Origin of the sequence: Enterococcus sp. M190262 (assembly GCF_005843965.1) — a bacterium.
Lineage (GTDB): Bacteria > Bacillota > Bacilli > Lactobacillales > Enterococcaceae > Enterococcus_D > Enterococcus_D gallinarum.
Genome location: NZ_CP040461.1, coordinates 2364480 through 2383227 on the forward strand (window position 1 = coordinate 2364480; position 18748 = coordinate 2383227).

The 18748-nt window shown below is 41.8% G+C and carries 17 protein-coding genes; 9 read left to right on the forward strand and 8 right to left on the reverse strand.

Going from position 1 to position 18748, the window contains the following annotated elements:
- The first annotated feature begins 74 nt into the window (after window positions 1–74).
- The 3 genes from FE005_RS11085 to FE005_RS11095 all read left to right on the forward strand — a co-directional run bounded on the left by FE005_RS11085 (window position 75) and on the right by FE005_RS11095 (window position 4730).
- Window positions 75–1697, forward strand: a complete 1623-nt coding sequence (locus FE005_RS11085) for a PTS transporter subunit EIIC (protein WP_138371784.1) — start codon at window positions 75–77, stop codon at window positions 1695–1697.
- Window positions 1694–3028, forward strand: a complete 1335-nt coding sequence (locus FE005_RS11090) for a 6-phospho-alpha-glucosidase (RefSeq protein WP_196774967.1) — start codon at window positions 1694–1696, stop codon at window positions 3026–3028. Before FE005_RS11085 ends, FE005_RS11090 begins: the two co-directional genes overlap by 4 nt.
- A gap of 337 nt (window positions 3029–3365) precedes the next feature.
- A complete protein-coding gene (locus tag FE005_RS11095; protein WP_113849851.1) occupies window positions 3366–4730 on the forward strand; it encodes a gluconokinase in 1365 nt (454 codons plus the stop codon).
- Window positions 4731–4898: 168 nt separating this feature from the next.
- On the opposite strand, the gene FE005_RS11100 is transcribed toward FE005_RS11095, so the two are convergent.
- Window positions 4899–5624, reverse strand: a complete 726-nt coding sequence (locus FE005_RS11100) for a MurR/RpiR family transcriptional regulator (protein WP_086269236.1) — start codon at window positions 5622–5624, stop codon at window positions 4899–4901.
- Between the two features lie 184 nt (window positions 5625–5808).
- On the opposite strand from FE005_RS11100, the gene FE005_RS11105 reads away from it, so the two are divergent.
- From FE005_RS11105 to FE005_RS11130, 6 genes are all read left to right on the forward strand, one after another.
- Complete coding sequence (locus FE005_RS11105; RefSeq protein ID WP_029486913.1) at window positions 5809–6561, forward strand: IclR family transcriptional regulator; 753 nt, start codon at window positions 5809–5811, stop codon at window positions 6559–6561.
- A 110-nt stretch (window positions 6562–6671) separates the two neighbouring features.
- On the forward strand, window positions 6672–7319 hold the full coding sequence (locus FE005_RS11110) for a bifunctional 4-hydroxy-2-oxoglutarate aldolase/2-dehydro-3-deoxy-phosphogluconate aldolase (protein WP_003127150.1): 648 nt from the start codon (window positions 6672–6674) through the stop codon (window positions 7317–7319).
- 1 nt (window position 7320) lies between these two features.
- The gene (locus FE005_RS11115; RefSeq protein WP_138371785.1) at window positions 7321–8322 is read left to right on the forward strand and encodes a sugar kinase; all 1002 of its coding nucleotides are present in this window, start codon (window positions 7321–7323) and stop codon (window positions 8320–8322) included.
- Between the two features lie 11 nt (window positions 8323–8333).
- On the forward strand, window positions 8334–9176 hold the full coding sequence (gene kduI, locus FE005_RS11120) for a 5-dehydro-4-deoxy-D-glucuronate isomerase (RefSeq protein ID WP_138371786.1): 843 nt from the start codon (window positions 8334–8336) through the stop codon (window positions 9174–9176).
- A 20-nt stretch (window positions 9177–9196) separates the two neighbouring features.
- The gene (locus tag FE005_RS11125; RefSeq protein WP_034704712.1) at window positions 9197–10003 is read left to right on the forward strand and encodes a gluconate 5-dehydrogenase; all 807 of its coding nucleotides are present in this window, start codon (window positions 9197–9199) and stop codon (window positions 10001–10003) included.
- Between the two features lie 380 nt (window positions 10004–10383).
- Window positions 10384–12465: a hypothetical protein gene (locus tag FE005_RS11130; protein WP_138371787.1), complete on the forward strand. Its 2082-nt coding sequence runs from the start codon at window positions 10384–10386 to the stop codon at window positions 12463–12465.
- 177 nt (window positions 12466–12642) lie between these two features.
- Here the strand turns inward: FE005_RS11130 and FE005_RS17010 are convergent, their stop codons facing one another.
- The 7 genes from FE005_RS17010 to FE005_RS11155 form a co-directional block, all read right to left on the reverse strand.
- Window positions 12643–12849 carry a hypothetical protein gene (locus FE005_RS17010; RefSeq protein ID WP_230321045.1) on the reverse strand — a complete coding sequence of 69 codons (207 nt, stop codon included), beginning with the start codon at window positions 12847–12849 and terminating at the stop codon, window positions 12643–12645.
- Between the two features lie 125 nt (window positions 12850–12974).
- On the reverse strand, window positions 12975–13187 hold the full coding sequence (locus FE005_RS17015) for a hypothetical protein (RefSeq protein ID WP_230321046.1): 213 nt from the start codon (window positions 13185–13187) through the stop codon (window positions 12975–12977).
- Window positions 13188–13189: 2 nt separating this feature from the next.
- Window positions 13190–13315 carry a hypothetical protein gene (locus FE005_RS17140; RefSeq protein ID WP_255200729.1) on the reverse strand — a complete coding sequence of 42 codons (126 nt, stop codon included), beginning with the start codon at window positions 13313–13315 and terminating at the stop codon, window positions 13190–13192.
- 9 nt (window positions 13316–13324) lie between these two features.
- Window positions 13325–14710 carry a glucuronate isomerase gene (gene uxaC / locus FE005_RS11140; protein ID WP_138371788.1) on the reverse strand — a complete coding sequence of 462 codons (1386 nt, stop codon included), beginning with the start codon at window positions 14708–14710 and terminating at the stop codon, window positions 13325–13327.
- Between the two features lie 20 nt (window positions 14711–14730).
- Window positions 14731–16236, reverse strand: a complete 1506-nt coding sequence (locus tag FE005_RS11145; protein ID WP_041119267.1) for a UxaA family hydrolase — start codon at window positions 16234–16236, stop codon at window positions 14731–14733.
- A gap of 2 nt (window positions 16237–16238) precedes the next feature.
- Window positions 16239–17654 carry a tagaturonate reductase gene (locus FE005_RS11150; RefSeq protein WP_138371789.1) on the reverse strand — a complete coding sequence of 472 codons (1416 nt, stop codon included), beginning with the start codon at window positions 17652–17654 and terminating at the stop codon, window positions 16239–16241.
- A 96-nt stretch (window positions 17655–17750) separates the two neighbouring features.
- On the reverse strand, window positions 17751–18731 hold the full coding sequence (locus FE005_RS11155; RefSeq protein WP_138371790.1) for a LacI family DNA-binding transcriptional regulator: 981 nt from the start codon (window positions 18729–18731) through the stop codon (window positions 17751–17753).
- Window positions 18732–18748 lie beyond the last annotated feature (17 nt).

Sequence of the window (18748 nt, forward strand, 5' to 3'; positions counted from 1 at the left end):
GCGGTTCCTGTTCCAATGGACGCCAAACTTCCCTATAATATACCTACCGATAAAAAAGTAAAGGAGTCTCATCAATGAAAGAAAAAGTGATGGATGCGATGCAGAAGTTTTCGAAAGCCATGTTTGTTCCGGTACTGATATTGCCGATTGCCGGAATCTTGATCGCAATTGGTAATGTTTTCACAAACGTTCGTTTGATTGAGCGTTTCCCATTTTTGGATAATCCGATCACAACTGGTTTTGGGAGTATATTATCTGCTTCGCTTCTACCGATTTTGACGAATCTCGGCATCATATTTTGTGTAGGGATCGCTCTTGGTCTTGCCAAAAAGAAAAAGGCAGAAGCCGGTTTTACAGCGTTATTAGGCTATCTGGTATTCTTATATGCCATGAATAAATTCTTGGAACTTCGGGGGATGCTAGTAGCGGCAGATGCACTTCAAGGATCAGGACAAGCACTGGTCTTAGGGATTCAAGTTTTAGACATGGGTGTTTTTTTAGGAATCATTTTAGGAATTATTGTTGCATTGATTCATAATCGTTTCATCGATACCACGTTCAATAACGCCTTTCAGGTATATGGTGGTGCTCGTTTTGTGTTTATCATTTTGATTCCAGCCGTCGTTTTGTTGGCCATTCTGTCTTCGATCGTATGGCCAGTGATTCAAACGGGTATTGATGGCTTAGGTGGAATCATTCAAGAAACAGGAAACTTCGGTATCTTCTTGTATGGGACGCTAGAAAGATTATTGATTCCAACTGGACTCCATCATCTGATCTATACGCCATTTCTCTATACATCACTTGGAGGAGTCGCTGAAGTCGGTGGTCAAGTCTTTGAAGGAGCCCGTAACATTTACTTTGCAGAAATTGCGGATCCGGCAGTAAAGGTTCTCTCGCAAAGTGTCATCTGGGATGCACGAGGAATTTCAAAAATGTTTGGCTTGCTTGGTGCCTGTCTAGCTATGTATCAGACCGCAAAACCAGAGAATAGAGTCAAGGTCAAAGCTATTTTGATCCCAGCAGTGGTGACTTCCTTTATTGCTGGGGTAACGGAACCGATCGAATTTTCGTTTATGTTCGTTGCACCAGTTTTGTTCGTGATCCATTCCGCATTAAGTGGACTGAGTATGGTTGCTTTGAATATTTTTGGCTCAAGAGCGATTGGTCCGAATGGCTTTATTGATTTCCTTTTGTATAACTTGCCGTTAGGGATTGAAAAGACTCGCTGGCCCATCTATATCGCCGTTGGCGTAGTATTTTTCTTTCTCTATTATGCTCTTTTCCGCTTTTTGATTACTAAAATGAATTTGAAAACAGTCGGTCGGGAAGATGAAGGGAATGAAACAAAATTGTATTCAAAAAAAGAGTACAAAGAGAAACGGTTAGCAGGAGCTGGTGTTGGAGTGACGGCAGAAGTAATCCCTTCATCTGTACCAACGGACTCGATTTCAGCATTGATCACAAAAGGTTTAGGTGGAGACAGTAATATTAAAACGATTGACAACTGTTACACACGATTGCGTTTGAAACTAAAAAATCCAGAACTAGTGGATGAGACATTGCTAAAAGAAGAAACCCAAGCCAAAGGCGTTATCAAGAATGGTGAGAATGTCCATGTTGTTTATGGATTGACTGTACCAAAAGTACGAGAAGAATTAGAAAAGTTTCTTGGACGAGAAGGAGAGATTGAATGATGAAGAATTTTTCAGTAGTGATTGCCGGTGGAGGAAGTACCTTCACACCAGGGATCGTGATGATGCTGTTAGATAATCAAAACCGCTTCCCATTGAGAAAGCTGACACTTTATGATAATGATGAAGCGCGACAAAGAACTTTAGGTGAAGCATTGACGATCTTGTTAAAAGAACAGGCACCACAGATCGAATTTTCTTATACGACGGATCCGCAAGCAGCTTTTACTGGTGCTGACTTTTGTATGGCTCATATTCGAGTAGGCAAATATGACATGCGGGAAAAAGATGAGAAGGTTCCTTTACGCCATGGTGTGTTCGGTCAAGAGACTTGCGGACCTGGCGGTATCGCTTATGGTATGCGCAGTATCACCGGAATGTTGGAAATCATTGATTATATGGAAACGTATTCGCCAGATTGCTGGATGTTAAATTATTCGAATCCGGCAGCGATTGTAGCAGAAGCCTGTCGTGTGTTGCGACCTGACGCAAAAGTATTGAATATTTGCGATATGCCAGTGGGCACCTTGCGACGGATGTCGCAAATTATTGATAAAAATCCAGCAGACTTAGAAGTTCGTTATTTTGGCTTGAATCATTTTGGCTGGTGGACCAGCATCAAGGACAAAGAAGGCAACGAATACATCCAACAAATCAGGGAATATGTTGCACAGAATGGCTATCTCACTCAAGTTGAAGTGGACACCCAACATACAGATCCTAGTTGGCAAGAAACCCACAAAAAAGCCAAAGATCTTTTGGCTCTGACACCAGAGTATTTGCCAAATACGTATTTAAAATATTACTTATACCCAGATTACGTTTATGATCATATGAAAGAGCATCCCGAATATACGCGTTCGAATGAGGTCATGGAAGGAAGAGAAAAGCGAGTCTTCGACCATGCGAAAAAAATCATCGAACAAGGATCGGCAGAGGGTATCGCATTTGAAATCGATGCTCATGCAACATTTATTGTGGATCTGGCACGAGCAATTGCGTTCAATACGCATGAACGAATGGTCATGATTGTTGAGAATAACGGGGCAATCGCTAACTTTCCTGATGATGCCATGGTGGAAGTTCCTTGTATTGTTGGCTCTGATGGACCAGAAGCTTTGGCACAAGGCAAGATACCATCTTTCCAACAAGCCTTGATGTTCCAACAAGTCACTGTGGAAAAATTAGTGGTGGAGGCATATGTGGAAAAGAGTTACCAAAAAATGTGGCAGGCGTTAACCCTTTCCAAAACCATTCCTAGCGCAAAAGTAGCCAAAGATCTCTTAGATGATCTGGTCTCAGAAAATGGTGATTATTGGCCGGGACTCCACTAAAATGTTTCACATGCTGAGAAACATTTCTGATCAAAAGATGTCACTTTGAAAAACCTTACAACAATTAGTGCTCACTAAAAAGTCTGAGGATGACAGAGGAGATAGAGGATCTGAATGATAAACGAGAGGGAGTGCATCTGTGGTGCAGTAGTTGATGGCTGCAAGCTGGATGTTTGCCAACCCTCTTGTCAATCATTCGGATTTTTTTGCTGGAATCACTGACATTCTAAATGTTTGTCAAGAATTCAAAGGGAGATGAGCAATGGTCTTTTTGCGGGGATCTTTTTTAAGTATGCTAAAATAGAAATGAATTAGCAGAGATAAGGGAGCGAGAGGAATGTTTTTAGGGATTGATATTGGAACGACGGCAATAAAAATCGGTTTGTTGGAAGAACGGAAAATCATTTATCAACGTTCTTTTCCTATTTATACCAAAACAGAAAAAGGTCGCACACAGTCTGCGTCAGAAATTATAGCTGTACTTTTGAAAGGGATCACGGAGATTCCCTCCTCTTTACGAGAGCAAATAACAGTGATTGGGTTCAGTACAGCGATGCATAGTCTAATGCCAGTGATAAATGAGAAATTTGAAGAAATCTATATTTGGTCAGATAATCAGGCTAGCCAAGTGATTGCAGAGTTTCGTCAATCCTCATTGTCAGAATCGTTTTATCGGCAGACTGGGACACCGATCCATGCGATGTCGCCATTTGCTAAGTTGCTTCACTTCAAATCCGCTGGCGGTTTTGATGGCAAGACGAAATGGTATGGGCTGAAAGAATTGGTGATGCTTTTATTTACCGGAGCTCCTTGGATCGACCGAAGTACTGCATCGGCAACAGGCCTCTACTCTCTTGAAGAAAAAAATTGGAGTCAAGAGATTCTTCACTATTTGGACCTTTCCATTGAACAGTTTGCGCCAATCTGTGACACGACCGATCGGTTTCCTATTGCTGCGTCCGCTGCCGCTCGCTATGGATTGAATGAAACAGTAGAGATCATGTGCGGCGCCAGTGATGGCTGTTTGGCGGCTTATGCAGGGTATGTATCGACTGGAATCAAAAATAGTTTGACGATCGGCACTAGTGCTGCTGTTCGAAAGGTGACGGATCAACCGGTGTTCGATCAGCGGCAAAATTTTTGTTATTACCTTAAAGAGGGTCAATATGTCATTGGTGCTCCGTCGAATAATGGGGGGTGCGTCCTTGCTTGGATCAAAGAAACATTGGCACAAGATCCTGACACTTTCTATGAGAGTCTCCCAAGAATCATTGAAGAAACCACAATCGGTAGCCATGGTCTGCGCTTTTTTCCGTTTATCAATGGGGAACGGGCTCCTTATTGGACATCTGATATCAAGGCGTCTTATCATGGTTTGACGATTCAACATACTCGGGCAGATATGATTCGTGGAGCAATTGAGGGGATGTTGTTGAATATTGGTGTTTTAAAAGAAATGGCAGCAATTACTGATGAAGTGACGATCAGCGGTGGCGTTTTCCAATCGAAAGCCATTGCACAATTAACAGCTGATATCTTGGGCGTGACATGTTATTTGTCACCGGCAAACGAACCAATTTTTGGTCTTTATGATCTTTATTTTGGTCATCGTTTGGCAGCAAGAGACCACTTGCAGACCATTACGCCGAATCAAAAAACGAGCGCTGCCTACGCGTCGCTCGCTGAACATTATTTTGACTAGCAGAAAGGGTTGCGGCTGAAGTATCAGCGAGATTGAACAACAAGATTGAACGACCTGAAAGCAACTGAATGGCTTCATTTATCGAGTAGATGCGAAGCGGGCCAGCCAGATAGCAGGGGTGATCCTAGATTTTTTTGGCTATTCCATATGTTGAAGCCCCGGACTCTTTTAGTTGATTTCGGCAGTAAATGCCTCTACGAGGTACTCCATTAGCAGTAAAAGCTTTCCGTAAAAACTCGTATATTGGATGTTCTGCGTATCATATGGTCGTTCATCAGTGACACCAAAAGAAAAATTTGCTAGTTGATGGGCTCGGTGTTCACCATTGCCGCAAAAAAGGACAGTGGGGATTTGATGGTCATTCGCTAGTTGCATTTTTTCTAGCACTTTCTGTGTCTCCCCCGATTTAGAAATCGTGATCAGCATACTGATGTTGTCGATATTATTACTAATGATACCGCCGGAATCAGAAGCACTCACCAGTAAAGTTTTAATACCATTAACCAACATTTTTTTATGAAGGTATTCTGCTATGATACCAGAAAAGCCAGTGGCATAAATGGTAATGAATTTATCATTGTTTTGAGCATAAATTTCTTTGATCGCATCAATAGAGGCTGCAATGCCTTCTGTGTTGATCTGATAGTCAATGGCTGCTTCAGTGGTCATTTGACGATTCAGCCGATTTTTTAAGAAATAAAGTAATTCCAAATAGCCGGAAAAACCTAATTTTTGTGCTAATCGCACCAGTGTTGCTGGAGAAGTATAAAGCTCTTGCGCGATTTTTCGCAAAGGGACGCCTTCGATTTTGTCCGTATGAGACACCAAATAAGTGAGGATGTGCTGCTCGCTTTCGGAAATTTTTTTTCCTTTGGTCAATACATTTAAGTCCATGCTATTGCTCCTTTTCGTGGTAATATCATCATACAATGAAGAGAAACAGAAAGTAAAACTTTTTTCTTTATCCTTTTTTTAAACAACCTTCTTATACCGTCTTCGCAAGAGAAGATGGATAAGTTTGGTTGTTTATTTCATTATAAGAGATTATAATTTCTTATATAGAAAAAACAAAGGTGGAATACAAATGACGAAACCCTATGGGACTGTTTTGATTAAAGCCGCGAAAATCATGGATTATCTTGCGGAAGAACCCAACAAATCGTTGCAAGAGATTGCAGCTGCTACAGACTTAACCAATTCAACCGCGTTAAAGATTCTCGAAACATTACAGCTGATCGGCTATGTTGCAAAGGACAAGCAAAAAGAATACCGCTTAGGATCTAAACTCGTCAAATATGCCAATAAAAATATTCAAGAACTTGACTTGGTAGAGATCAGTCTGCCATTTTTGGAAGAATTGCAGGAAAAAGCCGATGAGACCATCCATTTGGGGGTTTTGACAGCGAATGAAATCTTGTATGTCAATAAACTGGAACCTCAAAATCAAACTATTCGCATGTCGTCGAAGGTGGGAATTTCAAGACCTTTATATAGCTCAGCGATGGGGAAAGCTGTATTGGCAGAATTCGATGAGACAAGCTATGAAGCTTATTTAGATGAAACACCTTTACAACCTTATACTGAGAACACCATCACGAATGTTCTTAAATTAAATCAAGAGTTAAGAGAAGTGCGTCAGCTGAAGATCGCTTTTGATGATGAAGAAATGGAGAAAGAGATTTTTTGTATCGGCGCGGCTCTTTTGAAAGATGAGGAAATTGTCGGTGCTTTCTCAGTCAGTCTGCCAAAATACCGATTGACCGAGAGCTATAAACAAACATTGCTTCAAGAAATACGTGCCACAAAAGATAAAATCGAAGCAGCCATTTGAAATACTTTTGGAAACCCCTTGCAAAAGAAAAAAGACCAGGTATAATAAAGATAAGATTTCTTTATAATAAAACTTAATTTCCAAATAGGAAATTAAGAACGGAGGGGTTTATGAAAAAAGTAGAGCGATTATCAAAGTTAAAAGCCTGTGGAATCGTTGCAGTCGTTCGAGGCACTACAAGGCAAGAAGCGCTGGAAGCTAGTCGTGCCATCGTCCGAGGCGGTATTAAAGGAATTGAATTGACCTTCACGGTTCCGCAAGCTGCTGAAGTGATTGCAGAGTTAGTCAATGACTATCAAGAGGACCAAGAAGTGATCATAGGAGCTGGCACGGTACTTGACGCAGTGACTGCCCGCTTAGCGATTATGGCTGGCGCAGAGTATATCGTCAGTCCGACATTTGATCGCGATACAGCTGAGATTTGTAATTTGTATCAAGTACCTTATTTGCCAGGCTGTATGACGATCACTGAAATGAAAGAAGCCTTGAAATCAGGCGCAGACATCATCAAGCTGTTTCCAGGAAGTGCCTATGGTCCTAGTATCATTTCCGCTTTCAAAGCACCATTGCCCCAATTGAATATTATGCCTACTGGCGGAGTCAGCTTGGAAAATATGTCTGAGTGGTTCAATGCCGGAGTGGTCGCTGTTGGTGTCGGTGGTAATTTGTTAGCGCCAGCTGCTAGTGGTGATTTCGAGAAAGTGACAGCGGTTGCTTCACAATATGTGGCCAAGTTAAATGACATTCGAGGTAACTGAGATGACTAGAATTATTACCTTAGGCGAGATTATGTTGCGCTTATCGACTAGTTCTGGTGTACGCTTGGAGCAAAGCGGACATTTTGCTGCACACTATGGCGGTGGTGAAGCAAATGTTGCTATCTCTTTAGCTAACTATGGGCACGACGTCTCTTTTGCAAGTAAAGTCCCGGCAAATGATCTCGGAAAAGCTGTTACCCATCATTTACGCAATTACGGAGTGGATTGCAGTCTGCTTCTAAGCGGTGGTCCCCGGCTGGGTACTTACTATATGGAATCTGGTGTAGGAGAACGTGCAGCAAAAGTCATTTATGACCGTGCAGGGTCAAGTTTTGCGGAAATCAAGACCAATGAATGGTCAGAAGCGATCTTTAAAGATGTCGCACTTTTCCATGTATCCGGCATTACACCAGCGTTATCCGAGACGTGGCGGGATTTGACCCTTTCACTTGTTAAGCGTGCGAAAAAAGCAGGTTGCAAAATCAGTTTCGATATCAATTATCGTGGCAAACTGTGGACGACAAATGAAGCCGCCGCCTTTCTAAAGGAAATCCTTCCTTTGGTCGATTATTGTTCGGCGGGCAAGTTGGATGCACAAGTTTTTATGGAGATTCCAGCCTATACAGGGCAAGGAAATGAGTTGCTGTATTATTACCAACAAATGAACCAGCGTTATCCGAATATTGAACTGTTTTATTCGACAAAACGAGAAGTGCTTTCCGCCAGTGCTAATACATTGATGGGTACTCTTTGGCGTAACGGCCAATATGCAGCTTCTCAAGAACACCGCATCGATCCTATTGTTGATCGAGTAGGCGGAGGGGATGCTTTTTGTGCAGGCGTCCTGCATGGCATTCTAAGTGGGTATTCCTCTCAGGAAACCATTGACTTTGCTACCGCAGCATCTGCATTAAAGCACACGATTCATGGAGATTGTAATCAATTTACAGAAGCGGAAGTAGCTGAATTTTTAGCAGCCGGATCTGGAAAAATCATTCGCTAGGAGGAACCAGCATGCAAGAAATGGAAACCCGTTATACACACAGCCCAGAAGATATTCGACACTATAGTACCGAACAATTACGCAATGAATTTTTGGTAGAGAAAATTTTTGTACCCGGAACGATCCAGTTGACTTATACCCATAATGATCGCATGATCTTTGGCGGAGTAACGCCTACGGATCAACCATTAGAGATTCAATTGAGCAAAGAGTTAGGCGTAGAATACTTTTTGGAACGCCGTGAACTTGGTGTGATCAATATTGGCGGTGCAGGAACCATTGAAATTGACGGCACCAAAGAAGACATGAAAAAGCAAGACGGATACTATATCGGAAAAGAAACGAAACATGTAGTCTTTTCTTCAAAAGATCCAAATGATCCGGCGAAATTCTATGTATCCAGTGTACCGGCACATCATAAATACCCGAATGTAAAAATCAGTATCGATCAGGTCAAACCAATGGAAACAGGTGAAGGCTTGACGCTGAATGAACGGAAGATTTATCAGTATATTCATCCGAATGTGTGTGAAAGTTGCCAGCTGCAAATGGGGTATACGATCTTAGAACCAGGTAGCGCTTGGAATACGATGCCTTGTCATACCCATGAACGCCGTATGGAAGCCTATGTTTATTTTGATTTCGCCAATGAGGACACAAAAGTTTTCCATATGATGGGTAAACCAGATGAAACCAAACATTTAGTAGTCGCAGAAGAGCAAGCAGTCATTTCCCCAAGTTGGTCGATCCATTCTGGAGTCGGAACAAGCAACTATTCCTTTATTTGGGCAATGTGCGGGGAGAACATCACATACACAGATATGGACATGGTTCCCATGGATGAGTTGAAATAATAAAAGAAAGAAGGATGAAGATGGATTTTTCAATGGATCACTTTCGTTTAGATGGCAAGATTGCATTAGTTACCGGCGCAGTTTATGGGATTGGCTTTACGATCGCCCAATCTTTGGCAGCAGCTGGTGCAACGATCGTCTTTAATAATTTAACACAAGAATCAGTCGATGAAGGCTTAAAAAATTATCAAGCAGCCGGCATCAAAGCCCATGGCTATGTCTGTGATGTCACCGATGAAGCAGCAGTCAATGAAATGGTCAAAACCATAGAGGAAGAAGTAGGTGTCATTGATATCTTAGTCAACAATGCAGGGATCATCAAACGGATTCCAATGTTGGAGATGTCAGCCGCTGATTTCCGTCAGGTAGTTGATGTTGATTTGAATGCGCCATTCATCGTTTCTAAAGCCGTTTTGCCTTCCATGATCAAAAAAGGACATGGCAAAATTATCAATATTTGTTCTATGATGAGTGAACTTGGCCGCGAAACCGTTGCTGGTTATGCAGCTGCTAAAGGTGGGCTTAAAATGCTAACCAAAAACATCTGTTCTGAGTTTGGTGAAGCAAACATTCAGTGTAACGGCATTGGCCCTGGTTATATCGCGACACCGCAAACTGCACCCTTAAGAGAGATCCAACCAGATGGATCTCGTCATCCCTTTGATCAGTTCATTGTGGCAAAAACGCCAGCAGCGCGTTGGGGAGAGCCCGTAGACTTAGCCGGTCCTGCTGTCTTCTTGGCTTCTGACGCTTCTAATTTTGTCAACGGACATGTTCTCTATGTGGACGGTGGTATTTTGGCTTATATTGGCAAACAGCCTGAGTAATCCTCCTAAGTTCCTGATTTCTAAAACAGGCGAACTTAGCAATCAAAAAAGCTCCTATTCTTCGCACATCCTCAATGGATTTTGCAAAGAGTAGGGGTTTTCTTTGTCGAATTTTCCGATAAAAAAATGAATGGAAGAACCTCTTCTCTGAGAAGGCGGATCGTGGTTCTAGCCAAGTTCGATCAAGAAGAAGGGGGGGAGCCGCTTACTAAAGAACAAACAGTTAGTTTTCTTGCAGCTTTGCTCTAGTTTTTTTCTTTATTTGATAAATTTTTTAGACTATTCAATTGTCAGTGGATATGAGTAAATAAATTAGGGGTTCTATCGATTTTCCACTAAATCAATTGATAGAAAGAACAAATTAAATTAGGAGGATTAAGATGAAAAAATGGTTTCTAGTAGCAATGCTATTTATTTGTAGTGTCTTTGTTAGTACGCAAAAGGCAGCTGCCCAAACGGAGGGATCGATCATAGAATCCTCTTATTATCGCAACGCTTTAACCGAGAAGATTCCTGCAGATAATGCTTTTATTATGAGAAATGGTGAATCAACCACGATAGAAAAAGTGTCTGGAGTCGTGAATAGTGAAAGAATAGTTACTGGGATTAATTCTGTAAAAGAGAGCGCTGCTCTGATAAGAAATGTTGGGTATTATCAAGGGCAACCGGTCAATGTCAAGGTGACTGTCAAGATGTTGGAACCTTCAGGTGCGGATATGCTTATCACGAAAAACGAATTTCTAAGATTGAAAATATGGGCAAATGGTACCTCAGAAATCACCTATGAATTTTTAGACGATAAGATGCAGCCAATTCAACTAAAGACGACTTTTAATGAAATGGGTTTGAACAAATGGAAAGACATACGAATTCCTCAGGCTGCTACTGCCATAGAACATATCTTTGCTGCTCCCGATTCCACGATCCAATACAGCGAAGACGAGCAAGGCACTTTGACGTTAAAAGGACAAGGAAACGCAGATAATTGGTCAGATGATGCTTGTAAACTGGCAATCACAACAAAATCTATCTCGAAGTTTCAGTTTATTGTCAAAAATAATGACTCAAGATCTTCTATCGCTGGGATATCTGAATTAAAGTATTTATCCGTTTTTTTCCCAGCAGTTGAATTTCCTTATGCCTATCCACAAACACTAGCCACTCAGAACATTGAAAACAATGAAGTGATCACTCGTTTCCAACAAACAGTTCCTTACACTGAAACAAACAATTCTCGAACAACTTTATCTTACAGAATCGAAAATCCAGATCAAAATCAGTTTCAATTAAAAGGAGTCGAGATCAAAGATTTTTCTGGAACGGATCGAACAAATTGGTTTGACCAGACCATCGATGATGAGGGGAATTTGCTTGTTCATGCAAAAGCTTCTACACTAAAAAACCGGGCCTTTTATGACAATAGTTATCAGTTTATCATTCACCACACCTTCACTGGAAGTGCAGAACAACCGGTCGATCCTGCACTGATCGAGAATGACTGTTTTCAACTTCAACCAATTCTTTATGAAGATATTGGTGATGGTGAACAGTTAATCGGAAAACTTTCTGCGTCCATTTACTACTATAACGAAGTGAAGATCAATTTTGTTGATGAAAACAATCAACCACTCTTAGATTCGGGGGAAATCAGAGGGCTGATCACCCATTCTGTTGATTTATCTTCGTTCTATCCCACCATTACTGGTTACTATCCGATCCGAGAAGAAAAAGACCACATCATTGTCATGCCAGGTTCTCAAGAAGTTTTCCATCATTACAAAAAAGGTGTCCCACTACTCTTTACATTAAAAGACCGACAACAAAGAATCGTGATTCCACGCTTTTCTAAAGAAGTCAAGTTATCTTATGACCTTTCCCATGACAGCCATCAAAGCGTCCAAGTTGTTGCCCAATATGGAGAGAAAAAACAGGTGCTAAGAAACTATGATGTGGGAAATACACAAACGGAAGACTCGGTCGTTTTCGAAGTACCAGAAGAATGGCTTAATAAAGAGGTAAAATTATATCTAGAGAATAAAGAGGGGGATCAATCAGCAGCAGAAACTCGCGTGTTTGTTCCTGAGTCAGGACCAAGGCTGCAAGTGCCGGCAGTCTTATCTTTTGGAACACACCCTATTCCAGCTTTTAATCAGTATCTTTTTGCTGAAAGTCAGCCAATCAAAGTGGAAGATAACAGTCGCTTAGAAAAAAGCAAATGGACAGTGAAAGTAAAAATCGATACGCCGCTTAAAAACAGTCAGCAACAAGAGCTGCGAGATGCGCTGATTTTTGTTGATAAAACAGGGGATATTCTCTTGTCGGACAAAGCACAGCCGGTCTGGGAAGGCAGTGGATCCGCCACATTAGCTGAGAATCGATTGAAGCTGTTATTGCGACCAACGGATCATGTCGGGGAGTATCACGGCTCGCTGGTTTGGATGTTTGAAGATGCGCCTCAGTAAAAAAATTTTCTATCCGTAAAGTTCAACCTTTTTTCATAATAAAGCAAAGTAAGAAACAAGCCCTTCATTCACTAAGGCTGCGACATTCACATAGCTGAAATAAACAAGCAACGTGTTTTTCTCCCTGTGGAAACACGTTGCTTGTTGTTGATTGGTAAACAAAGAATTCTAACCGAATTACAGCAATATCTCACTGCTGAGAGAAAGATTCGCTTCTTTGATTGCTTGACAAATCAAGCGAGCAACGATTAAAGCCCCTTGATCATTCAAGTGAGTATTGTCACTGATACCTTCGGGATAATTCGGATATTCGTTTTTTGAAAGATGCAAAAAATACTGGCGAGCTTGCCTAGTTGCAAATGTGGAAAAATAGTTTTGCGTCATCGTGAATATATCCAGACAAGGAATCTCAAAGGCAGCAGCAAAATCTCTCATAGCTTCTGGATAAGGTCACGCGGCTAGGTGATCCAAGTCATTATGCTGATGGAACTTCAAGCGAGTGATAGAAGTCAGTAAAACTGGATTTGCTTGCTTTTTTGTGCAACAGCAATAAACTGTGCTAAATTTTCTTGATGTTCTTTTGGCGTCGTTCCTCGTTCAGGATCTGTTTTCTGATCGTTATGCCCAAACTGAATCAAGAAATAGTCTCCGGGTATAAGCTGCTCGTCGGCTGCTAAGAGGCGTTTTTCTTGAATGAAGCTTTTGGTTGAACGTCCATTCATTGCTAAATGAATGACCGTAACCTCTGGGGAGAGGAAGGTTGGTATTTTTCTCCCCAGCCAGTTTCCGGACGCTTGTCAGTCATTTTTGTTGCAGCAGTTGAATCACCGGCAATAATTAGTTTAACCATCATCCACCTCTAAAAATCAAAATAATCCGCTGCATTTTGGTAACAGATACCTTCAACAAATTCTTTTAACTGTCTGGTATCACATGGTGCTTCGCCGCGAAGAATGAGTTCTCCCAACCATTCACAAAAAACTCTTCGGAAATATTCATGTCTGGTATACGAAAGAAAACTACGGGAATCAGTCAGCATACCAACAAAATTTGCTAACACGCTACCATCTGCAAACTTCGTCAATTGCTGACGCATGCCGGCACGGGTATCGTTGTACCACCAGCCAGAACCTAATTGTATTTTATTTTTACTTTCTTTTTGATAACAGCCCATCAGTGCCACCAGTACGTCATAATCATTAGGATTCAATGAATACAAAATCGTTTGAGGAAGAGCCTCTTTCCTCTCCGCAGCATCCAGTAATGCTTGAAGTGAGCCAGTGATCGGCTGATCGTTGATGCCGTCATAACCTGTGTCAGGTCCCAATTGATTGAGCATATTCGTGTTGCAGTTTCTATAAGCATGAAGATGCAGTTGCATCGTCCAGTCATGGTTGTGATATTGTTCAAATAAATGAAGCAAGAGGGCAGAGCGATAGACTGCTGCTTCTGCTTCTGTAATGATTTCCTGATTTCTCGCTTTTTCAAAGATAGCTTGAGGAGACACGCTGTTTTCTAGGAAATGCAAGTGATCCAATGCATGATCGGATAAGCGACAATTCATTTGGTGAAAAAAAGTAATTCGGCAGTCAAGTGCTGTTAACAAATCTTCATAGCTATCGATCCTGTGGCCAACAACTGTTGCTAATTGATCGATATAGTCGTTAAATCCACTTTGTTGGATATTTAAGGCTTTATCAGGACGAAAGGTTGGTAATACCCGAAAGCGGCTTTCTTCGTTAGCCAATTTGCGATGAAATGCTAGTGAATCTGTCGGATCATCGGTAGTACAAATGAGTTGCACATTGCTGTTGGCGATGATTTCTCTTCTGCTAAAGGTCTTTGATTGCAATTTTTGGTTGACGATTTGCCAGATTTCTGGCGCGTTTTCTTCATTGATCATAAGATCGACACCAAAGAAACGTTTTAACTCCAAGTGGGTCCAGACGTAAAGGGGGTTGCCGATAATTTTAGGAACTGTCTGGCACCAAGCAATAAATTTGTCATAATCCGCTGCTTCGCCAGTAATCAACGATTCATCTACTCCACATGCCCGCATCAACCGCCATTTGTAGTGGTCACCGGCCAACCAAGCTTCGGTGATATTTCGGAAAGGATGATCATCATAAATCTCTTGGGGATCTAAATGGCAGTGGTAGTCAATGATAGGCATTTTCTTGGCGTATTGATGATACAAATCTTTGGCAAAGTCATTCGTTAGTAAAAAATCATCATTTAAAAACATTGGCTTCCTCTTTTCTTCGTTTATAAAGTGACACCATTCTTGAAGATGGCGATTTCTCGAACATTATTTGCTTCATTACGGGTTTTGGTCCCACTAGCGACCGCAATGATCGCTTGAATAAAATCAGCGAGAACGTCTTCCATTGGTTCATATAATAACCGACCTGCATTGAAATCCATCCAATGGGGTTTCTTCTCGAATAATTCTTGGTTGGTGGCAACTTTCATCGTAGGGACAAAGGCACCAAAGGGGGTTCCTCGTCCTGTCGTAAATAAGACCAACTGACAATCAGCCGAAGCGAGAGCAGAAGCAGCCACTAGGTCATTACCAGGTCCTTCAAGAAGACTGAGACCGCTTTCGCGGATTTTATCTCCGTATTTCAAGACGTCGACGACCGCAGAGGTGCCGGATTTTTGCGTGCAGCCTAAAGACTTATCTTCCAATGTGGTGATTCCACCCGCTTTATTGCCTGGAGAAGGATTCTCATAAACAGGTTCGCCATACGAAAGAAAATAATCTTTAAAGTCATTGATCAGATGAAGAATCTTTTCAAAAGTTGCTTGGTCTTTGGCACGAGACATCAATACTTGCTCGGCACCAAACATTTCCGGTACTTCCGTCAACACAGTGCTGCCACCTTGAGAAACCAAGAAATCTGAAAATGCTCCTAATAACGGGTTGGCAGTGATACCAGAAAATCCATCTGAGCCGCCGCATTTTAAACCAACTTTTAATTCACTTAAAGGCACATCTTCCCGCCGGTCGTCTTTGGTAGCTTGCAGCAATTCGTGCAATAATGCTTCACCCGCTTCGATTTCATCTTGGCTTTCTTGAGCGACTAAGAATTTGACACGATCTGTGTCATAATCACCTAGCTTTTCTTTAAATTCAGCGACCGTATTGTTCTCACATCCGAGTCCGAAAACGAGCACCCCACCAGCATTTGGGTGTTGCACAGCATCAATCAAAATTTGCCGGGTGTTTTGGTGATCTTGCCCTAATTGCGAACACCCGTAAGGATGTTTGAGAATCGTGATCGAGTCAAAAGTTCCTAAGTCGGGATGACTTTGTTTGAAATTTTCGACGATGATCTCAGCGATTCCATTGATACAGCCCACTGTGGGTACGACATACAAATCATTACGAATCCCGACTTTGCCATTTTTTCTCCGGTAGCCTTTAAAAGTCAATTGACTTTTTGGATACACTACTGGTTGTAGGTTCGGCTCATAGGTATAAGCCAGCGTTCCTGAAAGATTGGTCTTGACATTGTGGGTATGTAGCCACTGTCCAGCTTTTACATCGGACAAAAGATGACCAATAGGGTAACCATACTTGATGACGTGATCGCCTTTATTCAAATCAATAAGTGCGATCTTGTGACCTTGAGGAATCTCCTCTGTAAAACTATAGGATCGCCCTTCAAATGTAAGCTGTGTCTCTTTCGTGATTGCATGCAAAGCAACCGCAACATTGTCTTTTGGATGCAATTTGAGAAAATCGGTCTTGTTTTTTATTTCTGTCATAATCATTCCGCCTTTTTTTGAGTCGGCTCATTTTTTAATGAGTCAACGAGGTATCGAGAACCCTTGTTTGAAAGTAGCACTACCATTTGTGAAACTTCTTTGTTGAACACGCTCAAGTCCACTCCCCATAACTTTTCTTGTCCTAGAATAAAACTGACTTGTTCAGAAGAGTCGAGGGCGCGTGCCTTTTCAAAGAGAGCTAGCACAGCTTCATCGTCTTGACAATCGGTCGTTAAATACAAGTAAATCAGTCCGGCTAATGATGCAAGGATTCTTGGCGGCAGTAACTGTTGCTGATGATGACGGAGCAACAACGGCAAGAGACGTGCTTTAAATTTTGAGACGCTATTCAAGGCGATCGACTGCAGTTGATGATGAACATAAGGATTTTTAAACCGTTCTTTGATCTGTTCCGCATACTGGATCAATTCTTCTTGCGGCAGGTCTAGCATAGGAATCAGTTCTTCATTGAATAGCTCATCAATGAAGCATGTAAAATCAGGATCAAGCATCACCTCTTCAACCGTTGCCAAACCAGCTAGAAGGGCCAGAGGGACCATGGCTGTATGAGGGCCATTCAAAAGATGCACCTTCCGTTCACGATAGGGGGTTAGGTCTTCAGTAAAGATTACATTCAAACTCGCAGCTGGCAATGGAAGTTTCTGAGATACGGTATGCGATGGGTCTTCGATCACCCACAACATGAATGGTTCGGCAGTGACCATCAAACGGTCCTCATACCCGTGTAATTGATTCAACTCCTCTGCTTTTGAATAGGGGTAGCCAGGAACGATTCGATCGACTAAACTACAGCAGAAAGTGTTTTCATTTTCTAACCAAGTATGAAAGCTGTCCTCTAGTTGCCACAGTGAGCAATATTGTTGGATACACGCTTTTAATTTTTCTCCATTTCGATCGATCAACTCACAGGGAATGATCGTGTAACCTGATTTATTCGCTTGGTATCGTTGATAGAGCAGCGCAGTTAATTTAGCCGGAAAACTTTTTGGCGGCATATCTGTCCATTTATCTTGAGGATCAAAGGCAATTCCTGCTTCAGTCGTATTGGAAACAATGATGTCCAAGTCATCAATTTCAGCTAGAGCTAAATAATCCTGCCATTGTTCATAGGGATTCAATACGCGGCTAATCGTCGTGATGATCTCAGAGGTTTGGACAGGACGGCCGTCTGCTAATCCTTCTAAAATTACCGTATACAAATGATTCTGCTCCGCCAATAGAGATCCTAGACCTTGTTGAATTGGTTGGACTACTACAGCGCTGCCATTGAAGAGACCTTGCTTATTCATCTGCTGTAGCTGCCAGTTAAAAAAGCCTCGCATAAAGTTTCCTTCGCCGAATTGAATCACTTTTTCCGACTTGCGAGTAGGATGAGTCATTTCAGTTATTTTTTTCATTGTAACCTCCAATATTCATTGATTTATAATGAACGTCTGCCATTTTGCACACGTTAACATTTTTGGCAACAGCCAAAAGCATTCAAGAAGCGAATGCTAGAGGGAATCTCTGATTGTTAGTTCTGTATCTAAAAGGTATTGTTTTTGTGAAACAGAGCCGTTGATTGAATCTAGAAGCAGTTGTGCCCCAAGCTGACTCATTTCAAAAACGGGCTTGCTAATGGTTGTCAACGGGGGATTCGTATATTTTGAAAACGGGACATTGTCAAATCCAATAATGGCGATATCGGCAGGGATTGCAAGGCCATATTCAAGACAAGTGTTGATTGCGCCAATGGCCATGTCATCGTTGGAACAGAAAATCACTTCTGGCGGCTCTGCAAGTTCCAGTAATTGTTTGGCACATTTTCGACCGCTCTCGATAGAATAGTCTCCAGTGACAGCGTATTCTGTTGGAAACGCTAGTCCGTGCTCAGTAAGAGCCCGCATGAAACCTTTCTTACGCTCTATACTGGAACGAAAAGTTGGCTTGCCTTCAATGATCGCAACTTTTTTATAGCCTAACTGAATCGCGTAGTCAATGGCTTGATAAACGCCTTGCGCATCATTGCTTGTGACATTTAAAAATGATGGTCTATCAATTTGCCGATTGAGAACGACCACCGGCAAATCTAAGTGACTGATTTCTTCGATGAAAGTGTCATCTTGATCGCTTTGACTCATAACGATGATGCCATCCATCCTTGGCAAGTCCTCAACTGGACTGGTGAGGGTCGTCATATCGTGGACCGCTAAGCGATACTCTGGCGGTAGGGTGGTATTGATCCCCTTGATCACTTCAACCAAAAAGCGATCCGATGTACCTGCCGACAAATTAGAAAAGTAAAGGCCAATAATATACGACTTCTGATTGACTAGACTTTTGGCATTGACATTCGGCGTATAATTTAAAGAACGCGCAATGTCACCAATTTTCTTTTTTGTGGCTGGCTTGATTAGTGGACTGTCATTTAACGCTCTTGAAACCGTGGTATGGGAGACGCCTGCGATTTTTGCAATATCTTTGATAGTGACCATACTTATCCCTCAACTTT